General features: G+C 73.8%; 22 protein-coding genes and 1 tRNA gene. 7 read left to right on the top strand and 16 right to left on the bottom strand.

Annotated elements, in window-relative coordinates; translation table 11 throughout:
• Positions 1–62 precede the first annotated feature (62 nt).
• The 6 genes from WME75_RS12570 to WME75_RS12595 form a co-directional block, all read right to left on the bottom strand.
• A complete protein-coding gene (locus WME75_RS12570; protein WP_437490074.1) occupies positions 63–614 on the bottom strand; it encodes an outer membrane beta-barrel protein in 552 nt (183 codons plus the stop codon).
• Positions 615–739: 125 nt separating this feature from the next.
• Positions 740–1,438 carry a hypothetical protein gene (locus WME75_RS12575; protein ID WP_437490075.1) on the bottom strand — a complete coding sequence of 233 codons (699 nt, stop codon included), beginning with the start codon at positions 1,436–1,438 and terminating at the stop codon, positions 740–742.
• A 167-nt stretch (positions 1,439–1,605) separates the two neighbouring features.
• Positions 1,606–3,762 (bottom strand): hypothetical protein, encoded by a 2,157-nt coding sequence (locus WME75_RS12580; protein WP_437490076.1) that lies wholly within the window; start codon positions 3,760–3,762, stop codon positions 1,606–1,608.
• 187 nt (positions 3,763–3,949) lie between these two features.
• Complete coding sequence (gene lipB, locus WME75_RS12585; RefSeq protein WP_437490077.1) at positions 3,950–4,798, bottom strand: lipoyl(octanoyl) transferase LipB; 849 nt, start codon at positions 4,796–4,798, stop codon at positions 3,950–3,952.
• A 2-nt stretch (positions 4,799–4,800) separates the two neighbouring features.
• Positions 4,801–6,288, bottom strand: a complete 1,488-nt coding sequence (locus WME75_RS12590) for an HD domain-containing phosphohydrolase (RefSeq protein ID WP_437490078.1) — start codon at positions 6,286–6,288, stop codon at positions 4,801–4,803.
• A 223-nt stretch (positions 6,289–6,511) separates the two neighbouring features.
• Positions 6,512–8,719 carry a pseudouridine synthase gene (locus tag WME75_RS12595; RefSeq protein WP_437490079.1) on the bottom strand — a complete coding sequence of 736 codons (2,208 nt, stop codon included), beginning with the start codon at positions 8,717–8,719 and terminating at the stop codon, positions 6,512–6,514.
• A gap of 438 nt (positions 8,720–9,157) precedes the next feature.
• On the opposite strand from WME75_RS12595, the gene WME75_RS12600 reads away from it, so the two are divergent.
• A complete protein-coding gene (locus tag WME75_RS12600) occupies positions 9,158–10,723 on the top strand; it encodes a hypothetical protein (protein WP_437490080.1) in 1,566 nt (521 codons plus the stop codon).
• 10 nt (positions 10,724–10,733) lie between these two features.
• Here the strand turns inward: WME75_RS12600 and cyaY are convergent, their stop codons facing one another.
• From cyaY to WME75_RS12650, 10 genes are all read right to left on the bottom strand, one after another.
• Positions 10,734–11,072, bottom strand: coding sequence for an iron donor protein CyaY (cyaY, locus tag WME75_RS12605; RefSeq protein WP_437490081.1), 339 nt, complete (start codon positions 11,070–11,072; stop codon positions 10,734–10,736).
• A gap of 107 nt (positions 11,073–11,179) precedes the next feature.
• A complete protein-coding gene (locus WME75_RS12610) occupies positions 11,180–11,461 on the bottom strand; it encodes a hypothetical protein (RefSeq protein ID WP_437490082.1) in 282 nt (93 codons plus the stop codon).
• A gap of 64 nt (positions 11,462–11,525) precedes the next feature.
• Positions 11,526–11,599, bottom strand: a tRNA-Arg gene (locus WME75_RS12615).
• A gap of 100 nt (positions 11,600–11,699) precedes the next feature.
• Positions 11,700–12,440, bottom strand: a complete 741-nt coding sequence (uppS, locus tag WME75_RS12620) for a polyprenyl diphosphate synthase (RefSeq protein WP_437490083.1) — start codon at positions 12,438–12,440, stop codon at positions 11,700–11,702.
• A 284-nt stretch (positions 12,441–12,724) separates the two neighbouring features.
• On the bottom strand, positions 12,725–14,098 hold the full coding sequence (locus tag WME75_RS12625) for a histidine kinase dimerization/phospho-acceptor domain-containing protein (RefSeq protein ID WP_437490084.1): 1,374 nt from the start codon (positions 14,096–14,098) through the stop codon (positions 12,725–12,727).
• A 3-nt stretch (positions 14,099–14,101) separates the two neighbouring features.
• A complete protein-coding gene (locus tag WME75_RS12630) occupies positions 14,102–14,803 on the bottom strand; it encodes a winged helix-turn-helix domain-containing protein (protein WP_437490085.1) in 702 nt (233 codons plus the stop codon).
• A gap of 147 nt (positions 14,804–14,950) precedes the next feature.
• Positions 14,951–15,529, bottom strand: a complete 579-nt coding sequence (locus tag WME75_RS12635; RefSeq protein WP_437490086.1) for a hypothetical protein — start codon at positions 15,527–15,529, stop codon at positions 14,951–14,953.
• Positions 15,530–15,540: 11 nt separating this feature from the next.
• Complete coding sequence (locus WME75_RS12640; RefSeq protein WP_437490087.1) at positions 15,541–16,791, bottom strand: hypothetical protein; 1,251 nt, start codon at positions 16,789–16,791, stop codon at positions 15,541–15,543.
• Entirely contained in the window at positions 16,788–18,002 is a 1,215-nt protein-coding gene (locus WME75_RS12645; RefSeq protein ID WP_437490088.1) for a hypothetical protein, read from the bottom strand. The genes WME75_RS12640 and WME75_RS12645 overlap by 4 nt, the downstream gene beginning before the upstream one ends.
• A 145-nt stretch (positions 18,003–18,147) precedes the next feature.
• A complete protein-coding gene (locus tag WME75_RS12650) occupies positions 18,148–18,954 on the bottom strand; it encodes a tetratricopeptide repeat protein (protein ID WP_437490089.1) in 807 nt (268 codons plus the stop codon).
• 351 nt (positions 18,955–19,305) lie between these two features.
• Here WME75_RS12650 and WME75_RS12655 point away from each other — a divergent pair, with 351 nt between their 5' ends.
• From WME75_RS12655 to WME75_RS12680, 6 genes are all read left to right on the top strand, one after another.
• Positions 19,306–20,751: a sigma-54-dependent transcriptional regulator gene (locus WME75_RS12655; protein ID WP_437494802.1), complete on the top strand. Its 1,446-nt coding sequence runs from the start codon at positions 19,306–19,308 to the stop codon at positions 20,749–20,751.
• 4 nt (positions 20,752–20,755) lie between these two features.
• A complete protein-coding gene (locus tag WME75_RS12660) occupies positions 20,756–22,045 on the top strand; it encodes a formylglycine-generating enzyme family protein (RefSeq protein WP_437490090.1) in 1,290 nt (429 codons plus the stop codon).
• Positions 22,046–22,306: 261 nt separating this feature from the next.
• Positions 22,307–22,969, top strand: a complete 663-nt coding sequence (locus WME75_RS12665; RefSeq protein WP_437490091.1) for a hypothetical protein — start codon at positions 22,307–22,309, stop codon at positions 22,967–22,969.
• Positions 22,966–24,267, top strand: coding sequence for an ABC transporter ATP-binding protein (locus tag WME75_RS12670; protein WP_437490092.1), 1,302 nt, complete (start codon positions 22,966–22,968; stop codon positions 24,265–24,267). The genes WME75_RS12665 and WME75_RS12670 overlap by 4 nt, the downstream gene beginning before the upstream one ends.
• On the top strand, positions 24,257–25,021 hold the full coding sequence (locus WME75_RS12675; protein WP_437490093.1) for a hypothetical protein: 765 nt from the start codon (positions 24,257–24,259) through the stop codon (positions 25,019–25,021). Before WME75_RS12670 ends, WME75_RS12675 begins: the two co-directional genes overlap by 11 nt.
• A gap of 134 nt (positions 25,022–25,155) precedes the next feature.
• A complete protein-coding gene (locus WME75_RS12680; RefSeq protein ID WP_437490094.1) occupies positions 25,156–25,569 on the top strand; it encodes a hypothetical protein in 414 nt (137 codons plus the stop codon).
• Positions 25,570–25,623: the final 54 nt, after the last annotated feature.

Below are 25,623 nucleotides of genomic sequence, written 5' to 3' on the forward strand. Positions count from 1 at the left end.
CTCGCTCGCTCGGAGGTCTCGCACGCCTGCGCCCGATCTCTCCGAAGGACGTCACGCGCGAGCTAGTAGCCCCAGAGAAACTCCGCGCGGGCGAACGCCGTGAAATAGCTCCCCGGGCCGTCGCCTGCGCCGGGGAGGAGCAGCGTGTACTTGCCGGCGAAGCCCGCGGCGAACTGGCGGTTGAAGGCGTAGTCGATGCCGAACGGGATGGAGACCCCGAACTGCCCTCGGTGGCAGCTCGGCTGGCCATACGAGCCGCAGGGCGCGAGGCGCACGCTGTCGTACGCGCCGGTCATGAGGCCGATGTAAGGGACCCACTGCAGGATGTCGATGACGTACGCGGCGCCGGCCGACGCGCCGAGGAACATGAGATCGCCGCCCGGGTGGGACGCGGTGTCGAGCTCGGCCATCACGTTGAACGCGTCGGTGAGCCCATAGGCGACGTGCAGACCGCCGCCGAGCCCAGGGTACGTTCCGCCGTCCGCGAGGAGCGCGTACCCGATGCTGGCGCCGGCGTGCCATTGCCGTTCAAAGGCGTCGGCCTGCGAGGGGGCGAGGAGCGCGACGAGCGCGAGCGCGGCGGCGGTCAGCGGGGCGGCAGGGGAGCATCTCATGGTCGGTGGCGGCGAGCAGCCCGGAGCGCCCCCGCGCCGAACCAGGGAGCGAGGGCGATGGAGGCGCGCGCCGGGTGCTCGAGGGGCGCGCGGCGCGAGGCTAGCATGCGGGCCACGGGACATCCTCAGCGGAGCTGCTCGCGGCGGCGGGGAGCGCGGGACGCGCCCGCGTCCTCTTCCTCGAACTCCTCCGTGAAGACCCTCGCCGCGGGGTCGGCCGCGCCGTGGCTCGGATCGATGCGGAGCGAGGGCTGCGGGAAGCGGACGCCGGCCGCCCCCATGATTCCCGGAAAGGTGTAGAGGAGCTCGCCGTGGTCGCCGAGCTCGACGCCCACGTCGTCGGGGCGCTCCTTGGCGAGCTCGGTGAGCAGGGTGTCCGCCTCCGACGCCGGCAGGTCGAGCACGACGCCGACCTCCTGCGCGGTGAGCGGGCGGCGGCGGTGCGACGCGAGCGAGAAAATCGCCTGGATCTGCGCGTCCCGCGAGGCCTTCACCCCGGACCGGGAGAGCTTCCGCCCGCCGATCAGGAGGAGCACGCCGAGCGCCAGGGCGATGAACCCGATCGGCAGGCCGATCGCGAGGCCGGCGATCGAGCCCGGGAACAGCGCGGCCAAGCCCAGCCCGAGGAGAAGCGCCAGCCCGGTGCCCCCGATGAGGACCAGCCAGCCGAGAGCGCCCGCGACAGCTCCGCCGAGCCTGGACGGCTTCCCCGCCAGGCTGACCGACTTGCCCGCAAAGGGCAGGCGCTCCCGGCCGCACGCGGTGCAATACGCAGCGAGCCCGCGGTGAATGACCGGCGCGTTCTTTCCGCAATGAGGACACATGAGGACTCTCCCCGCGAGCAATTCTTCGCGAGCCAGGCTGTAGCGTAGGAACCGAGCACCACCACCGCCAGCGGGTCGATGACGTGCTCTCCAGGTTGTTCAAGGCATGCCACGGAACGCCCCGGCGGTGGAGTCCGTCCCGGCGCGAGGTGCTCTGCGCGCAGGTCTCAGAGGCCGAGGTAGCGCGCGATCTCGGCGCGGGCCGGGTCGGAGGCCACGGCGCGCAGGGCCTCGTACCGGCGTTGCCAGGCGGCCGCGCTGCCTTCGTCGCCGCGCCATCGCGCCGCCTCGGCCCGGGCGAAGGCGGTGTGCCGGAGCGAGAAGCGGGGGGCGTCGAGCGCGAGGAAGGCGTCGAGCCACACCTCGGCGTCCCCTTCACCGTCGCCGAGCAGCTGCGCCGAGAGCGCGGCGTACGGGACGAGCGCGGGCGGCGCGTCGCCGCGGCGGCGGAGGGCGGCGTAGCGGAGCGCGCGGCGCGTGGGCGGCGGCGCGTCGCGCGCGGCGCTCCAGGCGGCGAGCGCGCGCGAGAACGCCGGCTGGCCGTCGCGCGCCCAGGGGACGTCGGGGCGCGCGAAGCCGACCCACGGCCAGGCGGCGGAGAGGTCCGCCGGCAGCAGCGCGGGCGGGCTGCCCTGCCGGAGCGGTGAGCCGCCCCCGGGAAGGGCGAGGGCGAGCCGGGTCCACCGCGCGCGAGCGTCGAGCAGCGCGAGCCCGGCGAGCCCCGAGGGCGCATCGCCGGGGCGCGCCGCGCGCGCGGCGGCGGCCGCCTCGTCCGCGAGCACGGCCGCGCGCGCGGCCTCGAGCCGGCGCCCGAGCGAGGCGAGGAGCTCGGCGCGCTGCAGGAGCACGGCCGCGCGGAGGGCCGGCGGCGCCGCGGCGAGGTCGACGCGCTCGATCGGGTCGAGCGCGCGATCGCGATCGCCGGCGAGGGTCCACACGCTCGATCGAGCGAGCGCGCGCGCCGCCTCCGGCGCGAGCTCTGGGGCGAGCGCGCCGAGGCGATCCAGCGCGTCGAGCGCCCGGGGCGCGTCGCCCTCGAGGGCGAGCTCGCGGGCGGCCTGGAGCGCGAGGGCTCCCGCGGCGGCGCGCAGGGCGTCGCCATCGGACGGCGATAGCTGAGGGTCGGCGGCCAGCTCGGCGGCGCGCGCCGCTGCGCGCGCGCGCAGCGACCCGGCGATCGCGGGCCGCGCGAGCCCCCGCTCCGGGAGCCAGTCGAGCGCGCGCAGCGAGCCCGCGCGCAGCGCCGGCGCAGCGCCGGTCGCGCCGCGTGCCGGGGCGGCTCCGGCGCCTCCGACGGCGACGTCGGCCTCCTCGGTCTCGTCCGGCTCCGGCCGCGCGAGCGCGGCGGCTTCGGTCGCGTCGAGCGTTCCGCCCTCCGCCAGCACGACGGCGAGCAGGTCGCCGCGGGCGTCCGGATCGAGCGCGGCGGCGGAGACGAGCAGATCCCGGATCGCTCGCACGGCGTGCTGCTTCGCCTCGGCGGCGTCCTCGCGGGCGGCGGCGAGGCGGGCGCGCTGCGCGAGCCGCGCTTCCACGGCGTCGGCCAGGCCGGCCTCGGGGTCTTCCGGCATCGGCGGGGGCTCGACGCCGGCCCGGGCAGCGCAGGCGACCAGGACGGCGCGGACCTCGCCCCAGTTGCGCACCATGCCCGCGTGGCGCTTCGATGCCCGGTCGTCCTGGGTCAGCGTCAGGAGGTCGACGCCACGCTTGGCTTCTGCTCCCGTGGCGAGGCAGAGGATCGCGGCGACCGTCGTGCGCAGATCCTCGTCGCGGGGGTCCATCCCCGCGTAGCCGGTCGCGATCGCGAGCGCGCGCTGCAGGTCGCCCTCGGTGAGCGCCGCGCGGAGGGTGTGCACGCGCGCGTGCCAGTCGGGCCAGCGATCCGGCTGCTCCAGGAGCGTGCGGCGATCGCCGAGGCGCGCCGCCTCGCGCGCGAGGCTCGGCGCGCCGCCCTCGGGCCCCAGCTCGTCGAACGTGATGCGCCTGGAGCCGGCGGCGACCGCGGCCTCCGCCGTCGCCACCGCCCCGGTCGCGCCGGCGAGCGCCGCGCGAGCCGGCCGGCCGACGGCGGCGTCGATGTACCCGGCGACCGCGGTGCGCACGCCGAGCTCCTCGGCCAGCGTGCTCGCCGTCCGGTAAGTCCACGGCAGGCGCGACGGCAGCGCGAACCAGCGGATCTCGGGCCGGCAGTCGGGCAACGCGGGGCCGCGCGGCGCCTCGATCGACGCGAGGCACGCCGCGGCGCTGCGCCTGCCGGCGAAGACCAGCGCGACGGGGGCGAGCAGCGCGAACACGAGCAGCGCCACAACCGCCGTGGCGAGCACCAGGGCGAGGGGCCGCCGCCCGCGCGGCCGCGCGGCCGAGGCGCCGCGTTGCGCAAGGGAGCCTTCGCTTTCACGGGGCCGTGTCGTGGGCTGCGCGCGCACGGGACGGCTTTTAGCCCACGGCACGGCCGAGCGACACTGCCTCGGCGGCGCGGCCCATCGCGCGGCGTCGTCCGCCGGCCGCTCGTTATCGAGCGCTCCGGCCCTCGCCGGCCACGGCCTCCGGGGCGATCAGCGCGCCGGCGAGATCGGCGACCGCCGACAGATCCTCCACGCGGGCGACGTCGAGATCGAGCCCTCGGGCGAGCTGCGGGGCGCTGGCGAGGGCGACCTCGGCGACGGTGAGCTTCCGTCCGGTGAGCTGGTGGAGCGACGTCACCCCGTGATCGCGGATGCCGCAGGGCACGATCATCTCGAACGCCTCGAGGTCCACCGCGATGTTCAACGCGAAGCCGTGCATCGTGAGCCAGCGCGACAGGCGCACGCCGATCGCGCCGAGCTTGGCGATCTCGCGCGCCCACTCGGCGCCGCCCCACTCCTCCGGCGCCGCGCGATCGACCCAGACGCCGATCATCCCGTCGACCACGCCGCCCTCGACGTGGTGCTCGCGCGCGAGCAGGATCATCACCTCCGCGAGCGACCGCACGTACCTGCGCACGTCGCACCGGTCGGGCCGCAGATCGAGCAGCGGGTAGCACACGAGCTGGCCGGGGCCGTGGTAGGTGACGTCGCCCCCGCGGCCGGTCGCGACGAGGTCGATGTCGCGCTCGTTCAGCGCGCCGGCGTCGAGCAGCACGTTCTCCGGGTTCGCCCGCGGGCCGAGCGTGATGACGGGGTCGTGCTCCAGGAGGAGGATCGTGTCGCCGATCCGCCCCTGCGCGCGCGCCTCGACGAGCTGCTTCTGAAGATCGTGGATCGGGGCGTAGCGGCGCCGGCCGATCCACACGGCGCGCGCGCGCCGCGGCTTCGGGGCTCCGAGCGGGGCGACCTGGTCCCTCGCGGGCTGCAGGAGGTCGCGGAGCGGGTCGGTCGGCATGGCTACTCGGGGACCTTCTCGCCGCGCGCTCGCCGCTCGTCGCGGTACGTCTCGATGTGCGTCGTGAAGCTGGCGGCGACCTCGGGGTCGAACTGCGAGCCCGAGCACCGCTCGATCTCCGCCACCGCGACCTCGTGCGGGAGCGCCCGGCGGTACGAGCGATCGCTCGTCATCGCGTCGTATGTGTCGGCCACGGAGATGATGCGCGCGATGATCGGGATCTCGTTGCCACGCATCCGGAGCGGGTAGCCGCGCCCATCCCAGCGCTCGTGGTGCAGGTGCACGCCGGGGATGAGCGGGTGCAGGAACTTGATCGGCTCGAGGATGTCGCGCCCGTAGACGGGGTGCCGCTTGAACACCTCGTACTCGTCGTTCGTGAGCTTGCCCGGCTTGTTCAGGTTGAGCACGCACCCGATCTTGCCGATGTCGTGCATGAGCGCGCTCTGCCGGACGATCTCGATCTCGATCGGGCCGAGGCCGAGCCGCTGCGCCAGCATCACCGCGTAGACGGCGACCCGATCCGAGTGGCCCGCGGTGTAGCGGTCCATCTTGTCGATGGCCTTGGCGAGGCCCTCGATCGTCTGCTGGAACGTCGCCTGGAGGTCCTGGTAGAGGCGCGCGTTCTCGATCGCCGCCGCGGCGCGCGATCCGATGATGCTGAGCAGCTTGCGCTGCCCCTCGTCGAAGCGCTTCGTCCGGGTGAACGACGCGACGGCGACGAAGCCCATGACCCGCTTCTGGATGCGGAGCGGCACGGCGACCAGCGACTGGAGCGGCAGCGCCGGCTCCGCCGCGAAGAACCTGAGCCCCTTCATGCCCTGCTCGAGGAGCTGCGCCTCGGGACGGAAGTGCTCGAGCACGAGCGCCGGGTCGAGCCGGCCGAGGTCGGCCCCCGGCGGGACCGACGGGCCGCGGAGGTGCTGCCGCTCGAAGAAGCTCCCCTCGCCGTCGTCGAGCCACGTCGAGATGAGATCGCCGCGCACCTCGTGGAGACAGCTGTCCGCGACGGTCTCGATCACCTGATCGAGCGAGAGGCTCGCCGCGATGGCCTCGCTCACCTTGTAGAGCGACACCGCCTCGCGCAGCCGGATGTTCTCCGCGGCCATCCGCTGCTTCTCGATGCCGCGCTGGACCACGTGCACCACCTCGTCCAGCTTGAACGGCTTGAGCACGTAGTCGTAGGCGCCGCGCTTCATGGCGTCGATCGCGGTCTCGACGGTGCCGAAGCCTGTCATGATGACCGTGAGCGCGTTCGGCGCCGTCTTGCCGATCTCGTCCAGCAGCGCGATGCCGCCCATCCGCGGCATCTTGAGGTCGCTGATCACGAGGTCGTAGTGACCCTTCGTGAGCTCGCTCAGCGCGCTGGTGCCGTCCTCTGCAGTGCGGACGTAGTAGCCCTCCATGCCGAGGAAGTCGGCCAGCATGTCGCGGATCACCTTCTCGTCGTCCACGACGAGGATGCGAGGGCGGTCTTCTGGAAACGTGGACATGCGGCCGGCAAGCCTACCAGATCCGCTCGCCACCCATCGCTCCAAGGTGGGCGGGTCGGGCACACCGGCGGACCCGCGCCCTATGAGGTCCAACGGACCTGCGGCGCCCAGGTGAGGCGGATGGCGTTACGGGGAGGTGGCGGCCGCCGCGAGCGAGGTGGCCGCCGCCGCCACCGGCCGCGGCGGCCGGCCGGCCTCCTGCCCGCGCGCGGCGCGGGGCCGCTCAGTCCTCGTCGCCGGTCGAGACGATGGGGTGCCGGATGGTCCGGGGCGACTCGTCCAGATCCGGGACGCGGATCGAGATGGGCCCGGGGCTGCGGATGGAGGGAGGCGGCGCGGACTCGGAGTCCTCGGTGCGCAACGGGATCATCCTGCTGCTCGGAGCGGGCTCGTCCGTGGTGGTCGTCAGCACGGCGACCGCCCGCTGCTCGCCGAGGGCGTGCTTCTGCTCGAGGAAGCGGAGGACCGACGGCCCGGTCGAGCGCTCGAGCGCCGAGCGCAGATCACCGGGCAGCGTCGACTCGATGATCATCTTCACCCCGGTGCGGGGGTGCTCGATCTCGATGCGCACGAGGTGCACGAACGAGCGATCGAGCCCGTGCTTCTCCTCGAAGTAGCGGTTCGTGGGCACGTGGCCGTAGCGCTCGTCGCCGAGGATCGGGTGGCCGATCGCGGCGAGGTGCCGCCGGATCTGGTGCGTGCGCCCGCCGTCCGGGATGACGCGGAGGATCGAGTGGCCCGAGGCGACCGCGAGGCGGCGGTAGCGCGTGCGCGCCGTGTACGTGCGCGTCCCCTCGCGGAGATCGCGGGTGATCGCGCCCTTGCCCGGCGTGACGCCCTTGGCCGCGGCCAGGTAGATGAGGCGCCCCGTCTTCGTGAGCGCCTCGCCCCAGCGCGCGGCCGCCTCCTCGTTGCGCGCCAGCATGACCAGGCCGCTCGTGCCCGGATCCAGCGCGTGCACGATGACGGGCGTCGTGGTGTTGCCGGGGATGCGGGCGCAGCGGGCGAGCAGCGAGCCGAGGTACTCGGGCTGCGTGGCCACCGGCTCGTGCGGGCCCTTCTCGACGACCAGCACGTCGTCGTCGTCGTAGATGACCTTCGGCGCCGGAGGGGGCGTCCTCCGGAGGGCGGCGATCGTCTCGATCTCCTCCGTGAGCGGGATCATGTCGAGCGGGGTGAGCTCCGTCGACGAGTACCCGAGGCGGCAGAAGTGATCGAGGTCGCGCGCGAGCGTGTCCGGATCGCACGAGACGTAGACGAGCAGCGGCGCGCCGAGGCGCGCGATCGCCTCGCGCGCCGTCGGGGAGACGCCGCGGCGCGGCGGGTTCACCACGATGCCGTCGAACTTCTCCGTGCTGTTGACGAGGGAGCTCACGATCTCCGAGACGTCGCCGGTGCGCACCTCGATGCGCTGGCTCAGCCCCTGCGCCTCCGCCGCGGCGCGCGCGTTCACCGCCGCGGGCGCGAACGACTCGACCATCAGGACCCGGTTGCCGCCCTGGGCCAGGGCGAGCGAGATCGCGCCCGAGCCGCCGTACAGATCGAGGATGCGCGGGGGCTCCTTGCGCCGGGAGGCCGGGCCCATCGGGGCCTCGCCCTCGATCACGGGCCCGTCGTTCTCGAGCGACGCGATCTCGCGGAGCAGGAGGGCGTGCACGCGCGCGGCCTGCGCGCGGTGCGCCTGCACGAACGAGCCGAACGCGGCGATGTGGTAGGTCTGCCCGATCCGGTCCTCCGCGTGCGAGACGCCATCGAGCACGATCGTCTCGGGCCCGAGGATCTGCGGCGCCTCCGCGTCGTGGAAGTTCGCCGCGATGCCGATGACGCGGGGGAGCATCTGGCGGATGGCGCGGCCGGCCTCCCGCAGCTCGTCGCGCGTGCACGCGCGCTCGCGCTGGAGGACGAACGTGATCAGCACGAACGCCGGGTTGTCCTCGGTCGCGCCCATCTCCGCGAAGAGCGGCGTCCCGGGCGCGAGGTGGACCTCGCGCAGATCGAGCGCGCGGAGCACGCCGCCCCTCGTCGGATCGTACGGCAGGAGCAGCGGCCGGACCTCCGGCGGTGGGGACGCGATCAGCTCGCGGAGCCGCGAGGTCACCGCGGCGAGGGCCGGGGCGAGGACCCTGCAGCCAGGGATGTCGACGACCTCGTGATGCCCCGTGCGGCCGTACAGCCCGATCGCGCCGGAGGGGGCGACGATGAGCTTCGCTCGACCGCGATAGCCGGTGATCGGATCGGCCGGGATGACCGGGCTCGTCTGGAGCAGCTGGAGCGACGGGTAGTGCGCGGCGGCGGACACGACCCGCGCGCGCTTCGTGCTGAGCTGCTCTGCGTAATCACCTGCGATGAGCGGACAGCCCGCGCACTCGACCGAGTGCCCGCACTCGATCAGGGTGTTCGGGATTTCGCCTGCCTTCAGTGTGCGCCGCACGGGTCCGGACAAAACGCCGCCGCCCGATCCCTCTGCGCTGGTGCTCTCGCCCAGCCCGTGCGGTTCTTCGATACCTGCGCCGGAAGCCATTCCGGGGGAGCTTACAGGGGCTCTCGGTCAGCGTCGAAGGTGTAAAGAGGAGTCCGTCGAGCTTTTCGTCTGCAGCGCTTCGGCGTTGCGGGGACGCGTCCGGGGGACGCTCGGGATCCCGGCAAAGCCCCGTGTCTTCCCGGCGGCCTGCGCGATCTGCCCGGACGGCGGGCCGTCCAGGCCGCGCTCGCTCCGTCAAGGCGGCCGTCTGGTGATGCAGGCGCCAATGTGGGCGGCGCCTCGCGCTGCTCCATACCTCGGGCCGCCGCGCCGTTCGCGACATCCGCGGCCGCAGAGGGCGCGTCCGTCCCGCGCGCGCCGCGGATGAGGTGGTAGACTGAGCGCCTCTTGCGTCTTCCGATCGCTTCTCTCTTCGGCGTTCTGGCTCTGCTGTTCGCTCACGCGGCGCTCGCCGCGCCGGGCGACAAGGAGGCGAACCAGGGCATCAACTCGGCCAGAGGCGGGCGATGCAAGCAGGCGATCCCGCTCCTCGAAGCCGCCGAGAGCCAGCGGCATCGCCCGAGCTCTGCGGTCCCGCTCGCCGACTGCTACGTGAAGCAGGGCGACATGCTGAAGGCCAGCGAGATCTATCACACGGTCGCGAGCGAGAAAAAGCAGCCCGGTTACAACGCGCGCGATGTCGCGGCCATCACATCGGCCAAGAAGAAGGCAGCGCAGCTCGACGGGCGCATCCCGACGCTCGTCGTTGCGCCGGTGGAGCCCTACGAGGGGCTCGTCGTCGAGATCGACGGCGCGGCGATCCGCGATCCCTCGAGACCGCAGCGATTCGATCCCGGCAAGCGGCTGGTGATCGTCGCCCGGGCCGATGGGTACGAGGTGCTCACGCAGAAGATCTCGCTGAAGGAGAAGCAGCGGCGCGTGATCAAGCTGCGCCTCAAGCCGAAGGCCGGCGCGACGAATCTGCCGCCGAAGCCCGCGGCGACGAAGCCTCCGGAGAAGAAGCCGCCGAAGCCCGCGGCGACGAAGCCTCCGGAGAAGAAGCCGCCGAAGCCCGCGGCGACGAAGCCGCCGGAGCAGAAGCCGCCGAAGCCCGTGGCGACGAAGCCTCCGGAGAAGAAGCCGCCGAAGCCCGTGGCGACGAAGCCGCCGGAGAAGAAGCCGCGCGTCGCGGCGAGCCCCGAGGAGAAGGCGAAGCCGCCGGTAGAGATGCCCGAGCCCACGCCGCCGGACGTGCGCAAGCAGCGGAACGTGTGGCTCGGCGCCGGCTTTCGGGGATTCTTCATCCCCCAGGTCATGTTCGAGCTCTTCGGAGAAGGGGGACGGCATGCCTTCTTCCCCGGCGGAGAGGTCTCGCTGTCCAAGAGGCTCGGGCGGTTCGATCTCGTCTTCTCCGTCGCCTACGCGCGCTTCCGGCTGCACGAGACGCCGTTCAAGCCGAAGGGGCACCCCGACACCGACTACGAGATCATCGAGAGTGATCTCCAGGCGCTCCAGGCGGACGTTCGCCTGGTCTGGAACATCCCGCTCGATCGTGACGAGCTGTTCGCCTTCCGCGTCGGGGCGGGCCTCGGCGTGGGCTGGATGTTCATGGGTGAGCTCTACCGGACCCAGGCGTACCCGGGCGACGCCGTCCCCGGCGACCAGAGCTCCTTCGCGCCGGGAGACCCGTACCGCTACGTGAAGTGCCGCGGACCGAACAACCCGGCCGGGAGCTTCCGGTACTGCAATCAGCTCGACTACGACGCGAATCATTACCCCGGCTATGTCGAGCCGAGCTGGTTCACCCGTCCCAAAGGGAGACCCCAGGGCCTGAAGCCGGTCGTCTATCCATGGCTCCTCTTCCCCGAGATCGGCCTCGCGTTCCGCCCGTGGGATCGCGTCGCCTTCGATCTGCGGGTCGGCGCCTCCGTGACGGGCCCGCTCGGAGCGCTCGGCATCCGCTTCGCGCTGTGAGCGGCGGGGCTCAGCGATCGAGCTTCACGGCGTGGCCGAGCTTCCGCGAGAGCACGGCCTCGAGCGTGCTCCAGAGCTCCTCGCCGGTCTTCTGCGCCAGCCAGCGGCCCTCGGACTGCCGGTAGTCGAAGTGCCACGCGGCCCGCTCGGCGGCCATCCAGATCTGCCGCGCCGCGCGATGGCTGTTGACAATGTACTTGATGCCGTCCTCGAACTCCAGGGTGAGGATGCCGCTCTGCAGGTCGGCCTCGACGCCGTCGGGGATCTCATTGATCGCCCGATCCAGCGCGCCCAGCGACCGATCGGCCACGGCGTCGAACTCTCGCTCCGACAGGGGCTCTCCGCTCATGCCGATCGGCTTACAACGGCGCGCGCCCCGGCGGTACGGGGAAGCGCTCGGGAGGCCGCTCCGCCTCGAACGGCGGGCAGGGGCGCGCCGCGCGCCGCGCCGATGCGTCAGTAGCCCGGCCAGGGCTCGGCCGGCTTCAGAGGCGCCGGGGCCGGCCTTTTGAAGCACATCACGCCGGCGTCCAGCGCCACGAGCTCCCAGCCGCTCTCCCCGCGAGCCTTGGCGACGGCGCGGGCTTCCTCCACGCCGTGCGTCTGCTCGCAATCCTGCTCCCATCGTGGGGCGGGGACGCCCGGCGCGGCCACCTGGGCGCGCACCCGCCCTGCCGCGAGCGCGCAGGCCACGCCCAGCACCAGACCTCCCAGCACGAGCGCGCCCCGCTTTTCCATGACTCCAGAAACATGGTGGTCCGCTGCGGGCAGGACCGTCAAGCGACGCACCGAGGACGTTCGGCACGCCCGGCAGGATTCGAACCTGCGACCCGCGGCTTAGAAGGCCGCTGCTCTATCCAGCTGAGCTACGGGCGCTTGGACGACAAGCGCGTCTTTCGTACTGCATCGCGGCCCCGGAATCGAGCGCCACGAGCGACGCGGGCGCGCACGGGCGCGGCGCGCCGCCGATGTCCGCTCAGCTCGACGCGGCCAGCCGCCGGACCTGCTCGCCGGTCCGGCCGTAACGCCGCTGCCGCCGGGCGTAGGTCTCGAGCGCCTCGTCGAAGGTCGCCTCGTCGAAATCGGGCCAGAGCGTGTCGGTGAAGAACAGCTCCGCGTACGCGGCCTCGAAGAGCAGGAAGTCGCTGAGGCGCTTCTCGCCGCCGGTGCGGATGATGAGATCCGGATCCGGCATCGAGCTGGTCGTCAGGAAGTTGCGGAGCGATTTCTCGTTGATCTCCTCCGGGATGACCAGCCCGGCGCGCGCGCGGACCGCGAGCGCGCGCATCGCGTTCGCCATGTCGCGGCGGCCACCGTAGCTCAGCGCGAGCGCCAGGGTCATCTCGGTGCCCCCCGAGGTGTCCTCCACGAGCTTCTCCATCGCGCGCCGCGTCGGGGTCGGGATCTCCTCGAGGTCGCCGACCACCTGCACCGCGATGCCGCGCCGGATCAGCTCGTCGTGCTCCCCCTCGGCGAACTCCTGGCAGATGCGCATCAGCGCGTCGATCTCGTCCTTGGGCCGCGACCAGTTCGCCACGCTGAACGCGTAGAGCGTGAGGTACGGGATGCCGCGATCGCGGCAGGTGCGCACCGAGAGGCGCACGGCCTGCGCGCCGTGCTGGTGCCCCTGCATGCGGGCGAGGCCCCGAGCCGCTGCCCAGCGGCCATTGCCATCGAGGATGATCGCGACGTGCTTGGGGAGGGTGCTGGACGTCATGGGCTTTCCTGGGTGGGGACGACGACGCACTCTGCGCCGAGCAGGAGCGCGGTGGGGGGGCCGACGGTGATGCGATTGTGGAGGTTCTGTGGAGGATGGCGCGCGCGAGCTCAAGCGCCGCTGTCCGTCGACCTTAGCGCGCGCCGCTCGGTGCGCTCCGCCCGATCGCCGGCCACGCCTTCGCAGCATCGATTTGACGCACCGTCAAATCGGGGAAACCTCCCGGAAACCAAGGTGCTCGCCGGGAGGTGAGGCGAAGCGGGGGAGCTCATGGGTTCACCAGCTCAGGCCCCCGGCAGCGAGATCTTGAACTCGACCGCGGGCGGCCCGCGGTGGGTGCACTCGGCCGAGCCGCTGTGGGCCTCGGCGATCGCCTTGACGATCGCGAGGCCGAGGCCGGTGCCGCCCCGGTCGGCGCGGGTCGTCACGAACCGGCGGAACAGGCGGCCAGCGACGTGCCGCCCGATCTCGCCGCGGTTGCGGATCGCGATCGCGACCTGTCCGCCCAGGCGGGACACGGCGATCTGGATGGGGGCCGCGGAATCGCCGTGCGTGCGGGCGTTGTCGAGCAGGTTGTCGAGCGCGCGCGACAGCCAGAGCTCGTCGCCGCGCACGGTCGCCGAGCTCGGCGTGTCGATCTCGACGCGGCTGCCGCGCTCGCGCGCCCGCGCCGCGGCGGCCTGCGCGATCGCGACAAGGTCGACGACCGCGGCCTGCTCCACGCCGCGCGCCTCGAGGCGCGCGAGCGACAGGAGCTCCCCGAGGAGCGCCTCGATCCGCGTGATCGCCTCGCGGATGCGCGCGACGAAGCGGGCCGCCTCCTCGGGGTCGTCGAGCGCCTCCGAGAGCACCTCGGCGCTCGCGCGGATCGCGGCGACCGGGTTCTTGAGCTCGTGCGAGAGATCCGCGGCGAACGTCTCGACGAAGGGGCGGCCCTCGATCTGGCGCCGCATCGAGTCGATGGCGCGCGTCAGCCGGTGGACCTCGCGGCCCTGGGCCGGCGGCGGCGCCGCGCGCACCTCCCCCTCGCTCACGCGCACGGCGAACTCGGTGAGCGCCTCGATCGGCGTCGCGATGGTGCGGCCGATCAGGAAGGACGAGAGCGCCGCCGCGGCGCCGAGCACCGTGCTGATCACGAGGATCGGCGGGGCGAAGTCGGCGACCATCCGCTGCACAACGATGGTCGGCTTCACGACCTGCACGCTCCCGACGCGCCGGCCGCGGACCTCGATGGGCGCGGTCACGAAGACGGTGCCGGGCTCGCCCGGCGAGGCGCCGCGCGACCGGAGCACGCGCCCCTCCGGGTCGAGCAGCGCGATGCTCTGTGCGGTGGGGCCGTCGGCCTCGCCATCGAGCGCGCGCACGGCCGCGAGGTCGACGTCGCGGACCTCCATCTCCATCGCGGCGACGGCGGCGAACGCGGCCGCCTCGTCGCGGGCGCTGCCCTCGGCGAGCAGCGTCGCGCGCGCCTCGATGCGATCGATGACGAGCAGCCCGAGCCCGAACGCGAACGCGCCGACGATGCCGCCGAGCGCGATGAAGATCTGCATCCGGATGCTCATCCCGGCCGTCCGGGCCCGGACGAGGCGGGAGGCGAACAGCGCGACGAGCAGGATGATCGAGACCGCCGCCGCCGCGGTGACGACGAGGCGCACCATGAGCTAGCCGCCGCCTTCCGTGGGGCTCGGCTTGTCGGTGACGCGGTAGCCGACGCCGCGCACCGTCTCGATGAGGTCGGCGTCGCCCCCGGCCTCGACGACCTTCTTCCGGAGCCCCTTCACGTGCGAGTCGATGGTCCTGTCGGTGATCGCGAACCCGTCGCCCCAGACCCGGTCGATGAGCTGCGCGCGCGTGAACACCCTGCCCGGCGCGGCGAGCATGCAGGCGAGAAGATCGAACTCGACGCGGGTGAGGTCGACCTTCTGGCCGTTGACGTGCGCCCGCCGCGTGGCCTCGTCGACCATGAGCGGCAGCGGCGCGGGGGCGGCGTCGGACAGCGACGGTCGCGCGGCGCGGCGCAGGACGGCGCGCACCCGCGCGACGATCTCCCGCGGCGAGAACGGCTTGGTCACGTAGTCGTCGGCGCCGGTCTCGAGCGCGGCGACGCGGTCGGCCTCGCTGTCGCGGCTCGACAGGACGATGATCGCGGCGCGCGCGGCGCTCCGCCGCACCTGGCCGATGAGATCGAAGCCGCTGCCGTCGGGGAGCATCAGGTCGAGGATGATGAGGTCCGCCTTGTCGATCTCCCGCTCCGCGGCCGCGAGCGTGGTGGCGACCGTGGCCGCGAACCCGTCGCGGCGCAGGAAATAGGCGATGGACTCGGCGATGGCCGGCTCATCCTCGACGACCAGGACCTTGGCCATGATCGGGGAGCCTAGAACGGCGCGGCGGACGCGTCGACAGGGCTGGCCGGCGGGGCTGCGCTGTCCCATGGCTGCGTATTTACGCGTGTTTACGTGGGATTACGTGGGATTACGGGAGCTTGCGGGGCGCTCACGGGCGCCTCGCGTTCACGGGAGCGCCGCGTTGACGAGCTCGCGCACGATGCCGAGCAGCCGGTCGTAGTGCTCGGGGATGGGCCGCAGGCCGGCGCAGTGCACAACGAGCCCGCCGGGGCGGAGCTCGAGGTGCCCCTGGAAGCCGCGGCGGGCGAGGAGCTTCCGCAAGCGTGGAGGGAACGCGGCGGCGGCCTCGCGCTGGGAGGCGGCGAAGGTCGTCACGTGGGCGTCCCAGAGCGCGTCGTCGAGGACGACCCTGGGCGGCGGGGGGCTCTCGATGAAGGCGACGCGGGTCAGGAAATGCTCGCCGACGCGCATCGCGGCGCGGTGCTGGAGCGCCGGGTGCGCCGCGAAGCCGAGCAGCGATCGCTCGAGCGGCTCGGCTTCGCCGTCCGCGTACCAGGGCTCGGCGATGACGGCGTGCCCGGGGTTCACCGTCCACGTGCACGCGGAGAGGTAGGCGGAGGGGGGCGCGATCGTGTCGTACGGTTCCCAGCGACGGAACCAGGCCTCGTCGGGGCGAGAGGTGAAGGCGAGGCCACGCCGGGCAGCCCACGCTGCGATGAGCTCGGATCCGAGCGAAGGTGGCATGAGCGGCGAGGTTAGTCCGTGCGACGACGCCTCGGAAGCCTCCGCCGCCACGCCGCGGCGAGCGCTCCGAAGCCGAGCGCCATCCAGGACGCCGCGCCGGCGGCGGCGCCGCTCCCGGGCACGTCGCAGGAGCACCGGCCGTGGATGCCCACCGTCGTCGAGGTCGCCTCGCCGTCGTTCTCCTCGTCGTCCAAGGGGCCTCCGGATCCGCCCTGGCCTGCCGTGACGGGCGCCCCTCCAGCGTTGCCGTCCGATCCGCCGCTGCCGCCCGCGCCACCTGTTCCGCCGCTGCCGCCGCTGCCGCCCGCGCCGCCGCTGCCGCCGCCGCCGCCCGCGCCGCCGCTGCCGCCGCCGCCGCCGCCCGCGCCGCCGCCGTCCGCGCAGCGCGTGACGTGGAGGGGGCGCGTGCGCGTGCAGTCCGTCGGCGAAGCGCAGCGCGGATCGGAGAGCGCGGCCGGCGCGCCGCCGCCGCCGATCTCGCCCAGGGCCGGGTAGGCGACCTCGATGCTTTCCCAGCGCTCGCCTGTGTGCTCCATCCGGCCGAACACCCGCTCCTGGTACGGAACCGCGCCGCCGATCGCCGGATCGTAGACGCCGCGCCCCGCTTCGTAGTTGGGGTTGTTCGGGTTGTTCACGTACGAGAGCCCGTTGTAGGCCCACACGGCGCTGTACCAGTGCTCGACGATCGCCGGTTGCCGGTCGCCGACGCAGCGCGTGGCCTTCCACTTCATCGCGAGGATGTGCGTGCCGGTGGCCGCGTTGTAGGTCGGGTCGGCGGCCACGCGGCGCGGATCGAAATCGGGGCTATCGCCGCTGCGCATGCCGCTCGTGATCTGCGAGGCGCCGTAGCCGCAGTCGAACGAGATGACCGTCCGCGAGCTCGCCCCCGCCTGGTCCATGGGCCGGTCCGGCTCGCAGAACTGCTGCCACCCCGACTCCTGCATGGCGATCGCCTTCAGCAGCTCGCAGGGGAAGGCCGCGGGGATCTGCCGCGGCGCCTCGGGTTGATTGCAGCCCTGGCCGAGGTCGAAGGTCGCCGGGCCGGCGTCCCCCCAGGCCGCGGGGCCCAGCGAGACGCGGTCGAAGATGGCGTTCCACTCCGCGACCGATGGGTTGATCCCGGGCACGGCCTCGATCGCGCAGCCGCGATCGTTGTAGGCGCTCGACGCGGTGAAGCACGGGCAGTACGCCGCGCGCGCGGCCGGCGCGACCAGCGCGGCCGCGGAGATCGCCGCCGGGATCAGGAGCAGGCGGCTCCTCACGGCTCCTCCTTCGCGGTGGTGAAGCCGGCGACGGCGATGCGCGCTCCGGACGGCGCGGGGATCGCGGCGACCTCCCCGCTCTCCACGTGGATCGCGAACGGCACGGCGAACGCGGAGGGGTTCGTGTGCAGCGCGGCCACCCACGCCGCGTCCGACGAGACGGCCTGGATAGCGTCGACGCCGGCGCCGAGCGGGCCGCGGACCGTCGCGCGGGCGCCGACCAGGAAGAGCCCGGTGGCCCGAGTGGGCGTGTACGCGAGCCCGCCGCCCGGCCAGACGTGCGGGGCGAGGCCGTTGCTCGCGCTCACCTCGAGCCGGGTGCGCTTGCCTCGGGTGAGATCGATGCGATCGATGACCCACATGCGGGGATTTGTCTCGTGCCGCTCCTGGAACACGAGCGCGCCCGTCGCCGCGTCGATCGAGAAATCGCGCGCGAACGGCGGGATCGACGGGGCGAGCACGCGCGTCGCGCCGGAGTCGGGGTGGACGAGGACGATGTCGGCCGATCCGGGGGAGACGCGGTAGACGACGAGCTCGCCGTTCCACTCGCCGGCGAGGAAGGCGAGGTAGCCCGTGTGCCTGTGCGCGGTGCGCGTCGCGCCGGTGACGAGGTCGACCTCGTCGATGGTGAGCGCGTCGACCCGCAGCCGCGCGAGGTCGCCGTCCCTCGGCGGCTCCGGGCCGGCGACGCCGCGCGAGACGAAGACGCGCCCGTCGGCGGTGACCAGCGGGCGGCTCGCGTGCACCACGCCGTCGCAGAGCGCGACGGGCTCCGCGTGCGGCTCGATGCGGAAGAGGCTCGCGTTGAACGAGCGATCGCGGGCCGGGCTCGTGTCGGCGGTCGCGACGACGATCGGCGTTCGCGGCACGACGCGGGCGCGGACCGCCGCGTCGCTCAGGTGCCGGATCGTGGCGAGCGCGGGGCCGGTCTGGGCGCCTCCGACGGCGGCGATGTGGAGCGTCGTCCGGGCGTCCCCCGGCGAGGTCGCGAGGATCGCGACCCTGGCGGCCGCGGGACGCGGTGCGGGCGCCGCGAGCGCCGGGGGCACGAGGAGACGACCGACCCGCGAGATCGCGGGTGCCGGGGCCGGCCCGCCAGCGAGCACCGCCGCCCCCGCGACCGACAGCGCGGCGAGCAGCGCGCCCGGAAGCGCGATCCTGTTGCGAGAGCACCTTGTCAGGAGCAGGCGGGCGGAGGAGCGGAGGCGCACGGTAGAAGAGTAGACGATACGCCGGCGATCGCTCGTCCGCCGGCGATCCCTCGTTTCCCGTGCCGGCGAATCTCGCCGAGCCGGGGCAGCCGGCCGTGTCGCACCTGCGCCCGCACGGATGCCAGCGGCTCGCCGGGGAGCTTGCTCAGAAGCGGCCGGACACGCCAAGCCCGGCCGCACCTGGACCGGCGACCGGGGTCAGCCGGACCCCGGCGGCGGGCGCAGGCAGGCCGGAGACCGGCCGGGGCTGATTGAACCCGAGCTCCCAGATGAGGCCTCCGGCGACGCCGGCAGCGCCGAGCCCGAGGAGCACGCCGCCAACGGTCGCGTGGGTGCGGCCCTGGTTGCCCTGATCGGCCATGTCCGGCTCACAGTTGATGCGCGACGGGCAGCTGTCCTCGGCGGCGCTGATGTCCGCGAAGCCGCTCGAGGTCAGGATCCCGCCGACCAGCAGCGTGACGACGCCGGCGCCCGTCGCGACCCACGGGGCATAGCCATAGGGGGGCAGCGGAGGGGGCGGCGGCTCCACGGGGAAGCTCGGGATCGCCGAGGTGGTGGGCTCCGTCGGAGGCGGCACGGCTGCCGACGCGGACGCGCTGGCGGTCGGGGTCGGCGCCGGCCGGATGGCGTTCCTGAGATTCTGGATCTTGTCCCGGATCGTCTGGGTGTCGCTCGCGTCCGGCGTGCGAGCGAGGTACGTCTCCAGCGCGGTGACCGCCTCGGCGCGGTCGCCCTTCTTCTCGTACGCGTTGGCGATGTTGATGAGCACGGGGTGCGCCGTGCAGTCGAGCTGGTAAGCGTCCTTCCAGTACTGGATGGCGCGGTCGTAGTCGGCCCGCTCGTAGAACTGCGTGGCGGCCTTGTGCGCGCCCTTGGCGCCTTCCAGGTCCGCGGGCGTGGCGGTGCGGTAGCACTCGGGGTACTCGATGGCCGGATCTCCTGCTACGGCCAACCCCGCAGCGAGGAACATCCCCGCGCCGAGACCGACCAGCCAAGTCCGAAGCACACGCATCCGAGCCGCCCTCCACGAGAAGTGGGCGCAGCATACTGATCCGTCTCGCCGGCAGCGAGAAAAAGGAATCACGGCGGACTTCGGGGCAATGCGTTCGGCCCGTCGACCGGCAGGACGGGCGGCCGAGCGAGGCGGCGGGCAGGAGCCCCGGAGCGCCCGTCGGCGCGACCACGCGGCGCGCGGTGCGCGGCGTCGAGGACGCGCACGTCGCGCGCGCGGCGGCCCACCTGGCGCATCGAGGGGCGGTCACGGCGCTTGCCCGGTTGCCGGTTCTGCTAGTCTCGCCCTGTGATGCTCCCCGAAAAGAAGCAGATCCTCGTCGTCGATGACGAGGCGAACCTCCGGCGGGTCCTCAGCGCCCAGCTCGGCCGGGATGGCTACGAGGTCCACACCGCCGAAGACGGCGAGGAAGGGCTCGCGTTCCTGAAGGAGCACCACATCGATCTGGTCATCACCGATCTCCGGATGCCCAAGGTCGACGGCATGGACCTGCTCCGGGCCGCGCTCCGCGACGACCCCTCGCGCCCCGTCGTGCTCCTCACAGCGCACGGGACCGTCGACAACGCCGTCGAGGCGCTCAAGACGGGCGCGTTCGACTACATCACGAAGCCGTTCGATCAGAACGAGGTGCGCGTCGTCGTGAAGAAGGCCCTCCGCACCCGCGATCTCGCGAGCGCGGACGCCACGCGGGACGTCTCCGCGGCGCCGCCCCGCGGGGGCTCCGACCGCTTCGGCATCATCGGGGAGAGCCCGCCGATCCAGGAGCTCTACGCGATCCTCGAGCGGGTCGCCGACACGCCGACCACGGTGCTCATCAGCGGCGAGAGCGGCACCGGGAAGGAGCTCGTCGCGCGGGCGCTGCACGAGAACTCCAGCCGGCGCGACCGGCCGTTCATCAAGGTCAACTGCGCGGCCATCCCGAAGGATCTCATGGAGTCGGAGCTCTTCGGCTACGAGCGCGGCGCCTTCACGGGCGCGGTCGGCTCCAAGCCGGGGCGCTTCGAGCTCGCCTCCGGCGGGACGCTCTTCCTCGACGAGATCGGCGAGATCCCGAACGAGATGCAGGTGAAGCTCCTGCGCGTCCTGCAGGAGAGCGAGTTCGAGCGGGTAGGGGGCATCAAGACCATCCACGTCGACGTCCGGCTCGTCGCCGCCACGAACCGCGATCTCAAGCGGGAGATCGCTGTGGGAACGTTCCGCGAAGACCTCTTCTACCGGCTCAACGTCGTCCCGATCGCGCTCCCTGCGCTGCGCGACCGGCGGAGTGACATCCCCCACCTCTGCGCCCACTTCGTCGCGAAGTTCAACGCGCGCCTCAAGAAGAGCATCGAGGGGATCGAGCCCGACGCGCTCGAGCGCCTGTCGTCACACGCGTGGCCGGGGAACATCCGCGAGCTGGAGAACGTCGTCGAGCGCGCGCTGCTCTTCGCCGACGGCGCGCGCATCCGCCTCGACGACCTGCCGGAGGAGATCCGCAGCGGCGCCACGTTGGCGCCCGGCGCCTCGCTGCCGCTCGCGGCCGCGGCCGCGGACACCTCCCTCGCGCCGTCGACGCCCGACGGCCTGAAGGAGCAGGTCAAGGCGGCGATGAGCAAGCTGGAGCGCGACCTCATCGAGCGCGCCCTCAAGCAGACGCACGGGAACGTCACCCACGCCGCGCGGCTCCTCAAGATCTCGCGCAAGGGGCTTCAGCTCAAGATGAAGGAGCTGAACCTCCGCGAACGCGACCCCGAGTGACCTCGTGGGCCCCGGCGAGCAGCGCTCCGTCCGCACGCCGAGGGGGAAGGCCCTCGCGGCCGCCGTGTCGCTCGCCGTCCTCTCGGCCTCCCACGGGTGCGAGCGCGGCGGCGCCTCGCCTGGGGCGGACGTGGACCTCGACGCCGCGCCGCCCTGGGACGTGGGCCAGGCCGAGCCGGAGCCGCGCCCCGGCATGGCGTGGATCCCGAAGGGCGTGCTCATCGCGGGCACGCCGCCGGACCGGCTGCCGCGCATCGCCGACGAGGAGATGGCGGGCGCGCAGGTCGTGATGCACGGCTTCTACATCGACGTCTTCTCGTACCCCAACGAGGTCGGCGCGATCCCGACCACGAACATCACGCAGGACGAGGCGCGCGCTCTCTGCGAGGCGCAGGGCAAGCGCCTCTGCACGGAGCTCGAGGTCGAGCGGGCCTGCAAGGGGCCGGCGAACACCACGTACGAGTACGGCGACGCGTACAAGGCGTCGGTGTGCGCGACCGGGCAGAGCCGGGTGCTGACGCCGAACGGGGTGAACGCCGGGTGCGTGAGCGCGTTCGGGGTGCATGATCTCCATGGCGGTGTCTGGACGTGGACCTCGAGCCAGTGGCAGCGGGACAGCGGCAAGCCGGGGCTCGTGACGCTGCGCGGGGGCAACGGGCCCTCGGGCGATCTCGTGGGGCGCTGCGCCCACGGGCGCGGCGTCAAGCCGGACACGCGCCGCCCCGAGGTCGGCGTGCGCTGCTGCGCCGGGGAGGTGAACAGCTTCGAGGTGGTGCTCGAGGTGACGCGCGATCGCCCGCTCCGCCTGGAGCCGCTCCTCGACGCGCGCGTCGCGGCGCAGCTCGCGCAGCTCGCGCCGGAGGAGGTGCGCGCCGCGGCCCAGGCCGGAGCGTCCGAGGATGCGTTCAAGGTCGAGCGCATGTGGACCTGGCACCCCCGGGGAAACGAGGAACTCGTGCTCGGCGGCGGCTGTGTGCGCCCGGGCGGCGCCAAAGAGGGGCCGCGCGGGCGTGGCAAGCGCGCGAAGCGAGCGCGGCCGGGCGACAAGGCGACGTGCGGGCTCCTCATCGCGCGGATGCACCTGAGCGCGCCCGCGCTGCTCGCGTTCGTCCCGTCGGACCTCTGGGAGCCCACGATCGGGGAGACGGACTCGCCGCGCGAGCTCCTGCTCTACGGCGGCGATGCGCTGGGTGTCTTCCGCCGTCGCATCACCTACGAGTGGGGGAAGATCGGCGTCGCCGACAAGGAGCGCAAGCGCAAGCACAAGGGGCGTCGCGGGCTCTCGTTCGACTAGGGCAGGGGGCTCCCGCTGCGCGCAGAGGCTCCCCGTTCGCGGCGGGGGTGGCGCCAGCGTACGGCGACGACCACATTCCAACGGCGCGCCCTGGCGCGTGCCACATTGGCCTTGCGCCCGCGCGCCTGGAAGGGCAGCGCTAGCGGCGCGCGTCGCCGCCGCTCTGTCCGCACGCCCCCTTCGATGACCCGCCCGCACGATCCCGAACCGCGCGATGCGCCGAGCAGGCGTCCGGATGATCCCGGGCGGCGGCGCGCGGCCGTGCGGAAGGCGCTGCGCGCCGCGGTCGCGCTCGGATGCGCGCGGCTGCGCGGCGCGCGCGGCGGGCAGCTCGGCCTCGCCATGGCGGCGCTGATCTCGCTCGGGTACGGCGTCACGGCGCTCGTGCTCCGGCTGGACGACGGGACGACGGCGCTGGAGGGCCTGCTCGGGTCCGCGGCGCGCGGGCTCGCGTGGGCGGCCGCCGGCCCCATCGCCCTCGCCGCGGCGCACGATCGGCCCGCGTCCGACCGCCGCGACGGCATCGAGGCGCTCGCCGCCGCGCGGGGGATCTCGCGGGCCTCGCTCCACGGCGCGCGCAGCCTCGCCGCCATGCTGGAGATCGCGCGCGTCGTGGCGCTCCCGCTGGCCGTGCTCTCGGCGCTCGTGGCGCTCCTCTCCGGCTCGGCGCTGCTCGCCCTCCATCACCTCGCCTTCGGCGCCGCGCTCGCCCTGTTCGGCGTCGTCTCCGGCGTGACGCTCGGCGGCCTCGCCGCGGCGAGCGGCCGCATCGCCGGCGCGCGAGGGCGCGCCCTGTTCCTGGCGCTGATCCTCGTCCCCTGGGCCCTCGCCGACCTCGCCGGCGACTCCAGGTGGTCGATCCCGGGCGCGCTCGGCGCGTTCCTCTCCTTCGCGGCCCGCTCGGCCGGGGCCCCCGCCGGATGATCCCGGGCGGGCCCATCGTGGTGCTCGAGGGCGTGCGCGCGCGCGACAGCGCCGGCGAGGCGGGGCGCCCCCGGGGGAGCCTCTTCGGCGCGGCGGCGGCGCTCGGCCCGGGCGTGCACGCGGTCCTCGGCGCTCCGGAGGACGGGACGCTGGCCCTCGCCGAGGTGCTCGCCGGGCGCGCCGCGCCCCTCGCCGGCCGCGTCCTCGTGGCGGGGCGCGACCCGTTCCGAAGCGCGGCGACGCGGGCGCGGATCGGCGTGCTCTCCATCGCCCCGGAGCTGCCCGACGGCGCGTCGGTCGCCTCCTGCATGTCCGTGGCGCTCCGGGCCCGCGGCGCGCCCGCGAGCGGCGCTGCGGCGTTGCTCGAGCCGCTCGGCCTCGCGCCGCTCCTCGCCCGCCGCAGGGCTTCGCTGAGCTTCGCCGAGGCCCGGGCGATCGAGCTGTCGCTTGCCCTCGGGGTGCCCCAGCCGCTCCTGCTCTGCCTCGTCGAACCGTTCGCCGACGTCGCCGTGCCGTCGCCGGCGCCGGTCCGCGAGCGCCTGCGCGCGCTCGCGGCGGACGGCGCTTGCGTCGTGCTCATCACGTCCTCGACGGTGGACGCGAGCGCCCTCGCGGATCGCATCCACGTGCTCGATCGCGGCGTCGTCGCCCGGACCGAGCCCGGCGACGGCGAGCGCCTCGCCGGCGCCCCGAGCTCGGCCGCGCCCGGCGCCGGGGGGGCCGAGGTCGAGCTCCACGTGCTGGTCCATGAGCGGGCGCCCGGCGCGCCCGGCGCTCGCGCGCTCGCCGCCGCGTTCGCGGGCTCTCCCGCCGTCCGCGCGGGCGCGTGGGAGCAGGGGCCGGTCGAGGCGTCCTCGACGCTGCGGATCCGGGCTGCGGACCGGGAGGCGGCGGCGCTCGCGATCCTGGATGCGGCTGCCCGGGAGGACGTCACGCTGATCGCGATCTCTTCCCCGGCCCCGTCGCTGCACGACGTGCGGGCTGCGACCGCGCTGCATCTGGCCGCCGTTCGCCCGGCCCGGCCCTTCGGCGCGGCTGTGGGTGCCGGCGCTGCGCCGCTGCCCGGCGCGCCGCCCCAGGGGCCGGTCGCCGTTGCGGCGTTCGACGCGCCGGCGCCACCCGGCCAGGAGCCGCCCGGCCTGCCGCTGCTCAGCCCGATCCCGCCCGGCGCAGCGCCCGCAGACATGCAGCCGGCGGCGCCCGGCGGCACCGCTTCTGGCGGACAGATCGGGTCCGACGCGCCGGTGACGGACGGCTCGCCGCACGCGACGGGGACAGGACGCCAGCATGAGAGGTGAGAGCGCCCCGGTCGAAGCAGCGCAGCCTGTGTCTCCTGCGGCGGGGGGCTCCGATCGGAGGACGCCCGCGCTGGTGGGCGTCCGGCTCGGGATGGAGATGGCCCTGAGCCGCCTCCGCGCGCGGCGTCCGCTGCTGGCGCTCGGGCTCGGCGTCGCGCTCGCCGCCGCGGCGGCGGTCATCGAGGTCGCTTTCGGGTCTTCCGGGGCCGTCGATCGGGCGCTGCTCGCCACGTTCCGCCTCGTCACGCCGATCACGATCTTCGCCCTCGCCGCAGACGCCGCCGATCGGACCGCGCTGCGTGACGCGGCCTGGCCGGCGGCCCGCTTCGGCGCTTCCTCCCACCATGTCGCGCTCGGCATCGCTCTGGCCACAGCCCTCACCGCCGCTCTGGTGGGCGCGTTGCTCGCCGTCGTTGTCGTCGCGGCCGCCTGGGGCCCCGGCGCTGCGCCGTTTATCCGAGACATGCTCCTCAGTGGGTGGATCGGCGCGCTCACCGGCGCCGCCTATGCTGGCTGGTTCTCGCTCGGCGCGACGTTTCTCCGGCGCGGCCTCGGCCGCTTCGTGCCGCTCGCGGCCGACTTCCTGTTCGGGGGCTCGGCCGGGGTGGTCGGCGCGCTGATGCCGCGGGGCAATGCCGTGAACCTCCTCGGCGGTCCCTCGCCGCTCGGGCTCGGGCAGCCGGCGAGCGCCGGCTTGCTCGCGCTGAGCGCTGTTCTTCTCGTGCTCGCCGCGTCCGCTCGCTGCAGGGAGTAGCGTTGTGGGCCGGGGCGGCGAGGGCGTTCGGTCCAGCTTGCCGCGACCGGCCGCTCGACTTCCTTCCCGAGCGCGAGGTCATCGGCGATGCAAGAGGGATGGCTTCATCCGCTCGTTCACGTACTCTTCGAGGAATGACTCACGAGGACGACGACGCCACCAAGGCGATCAATACGCCTCGATCGGTCCTGCTCGTTGGCTCGGCGGAGGCGCTCGCGGCGCGCTGCAGGGGGATGTGCCTGCGGGCCCGCGTCATGCTCATCGTCGAGAGCGACCTCGCGGCGCTGACGAACACGGCCGTGGAGCGGAAGCCGCTCGCGCTCCTGTTCCCCGACGACATCTACGCCTTCGACAGCGCGGAGTTCGACGCGCTGGCGCGCGACGTCCAGGCCGCGGTGGTGACCCTGGAGCCCGGCGTCACGGACGAGGTCATCGAGGCGCGGCTCGCCGAGGCGCTGCTCCGCGCCGAGCTCCTCCGGCAGCCCGAGCCTCAATCGAGCCGCTACGTGCTCGTCCCTGACGGACCACGCCGCTCCAAGCGCCGCTGATCGTGGCGGCCTTCGTCCTCCGGCTCCCCCGCATGGTGACAAGGATCCCCGCCC

The organism is Sorangium sp. So ce1014, from assembly GCF_051521505.1.
In the GTDB taxonomy this organism is placed as follows: domain Bacteria; phylum Myxococcota_A; class Polyangia; order Polyangiales; family Polyangiaceae; genus Sorangium.

Excerpts from the sequence above, each read along its gene's own strand:
- WME75_RS12670 (WP_437490092.1), top strand. The coding sequence starts at position 22,966 with ATGATCCCGGGCGGGCCCATCGTGGTGCTCGAGGGCGTGCGCGCGCGC.
- lipB (WP_437490077.1), bottom strand. The coding sequence starts at position 4,798 with ATGCCGACCGACCCGCTCCGCGACCTCCTGCAGCCCGCGAGGGACCAG.
- WME75_RS12610 (WP_437490082.1), bottom strand. The coding sequence starts at position 11,461 with ATGGAAAAGCGGGGCGCGCTCGTGCTGGGAGGTCTGGTGCTGGGCGTG.
- WME75_RS12675 (WP_437490093.1), top strand. The coding sequence starts at position 24,257 with ATGAGAGGTGAGAGCGCCCCGGTCGAAGCAGCGCAGCCTGTGTCTCCT.
- WME75_RS12655 (WP_437494802.1), top strand. The coding sequence starts at position 19,306 with ATGCTCCCCGAAAAGAAGCAGATCCTCGTCGTCGATGACGAGGCGAAC.
- WME75_RS12630 (WP_437490085.1), bottom strand. The coding sequence starts at position 14,803 with ATGGCCAAGGTCCTGGTCGTCGAGGATGAGCCGGCCATCGCCGAGTCC.
- WME75_RS12680 (WP_437490094.1), top strand. The coding sequence starts at position 25,156 with ATGACTCACGAGGACGACGACGCCACCAAGGCGATCAATACGCCTCGA.
- uppS (WP_437490083.1), bottom strand. The coding sequence starts at position 12,440 with ATGACGTCCAGCACCCTCCCCAAGCACGTCGCGATCATCCTCGATGGC.
- WME75_RS12575 (WP_437490075.1), bottom strand. The coding sequence starts at position 1,438 with ATGTGTCCTCATTGCGGAAAGAACGCGCCGGTCATTCACCGCGGGCTC.
- WME75_RS12635 (WP_437490086.1), bottom strand. The coding sequence starts at position 15,529 with ATGCCACCTTCGCTCGGATCCGAGCTCATCGCAGCGTGGGCTGCCCGG.
- WME75_RS12625 (WP_437490084.1), bottom strand. The coding sequence starts at position 14,098 with ATGGTGCGCCTCGTCGTCACCGCGGCGGCGGCGGTCTCGATCATCCTG.
- WME75_RS12570 (WP_437490074.1), bottom strand. The coding sequence starts at position 614 with ATGAGATGCTCCCCTGCCGCCCCGCTGACCGCCGCCGCGCTCGCGCTC.
- WME75_RS12590 (WP_437490078.1), bottom strand. The coding sequence starts at position 6,288 with ATGTCCACGTTTCCAGAAGACCGCCCTCGCATCCTCGTCGTGGACGAC.
- cyaY (WP_437490081.1), bottom strand. The coding sequence starts at position 11,072 with ATGAGCGGAGAGCCCCTGTCGGAGCGAGAGTTCGACGCCGTGGCCGAT.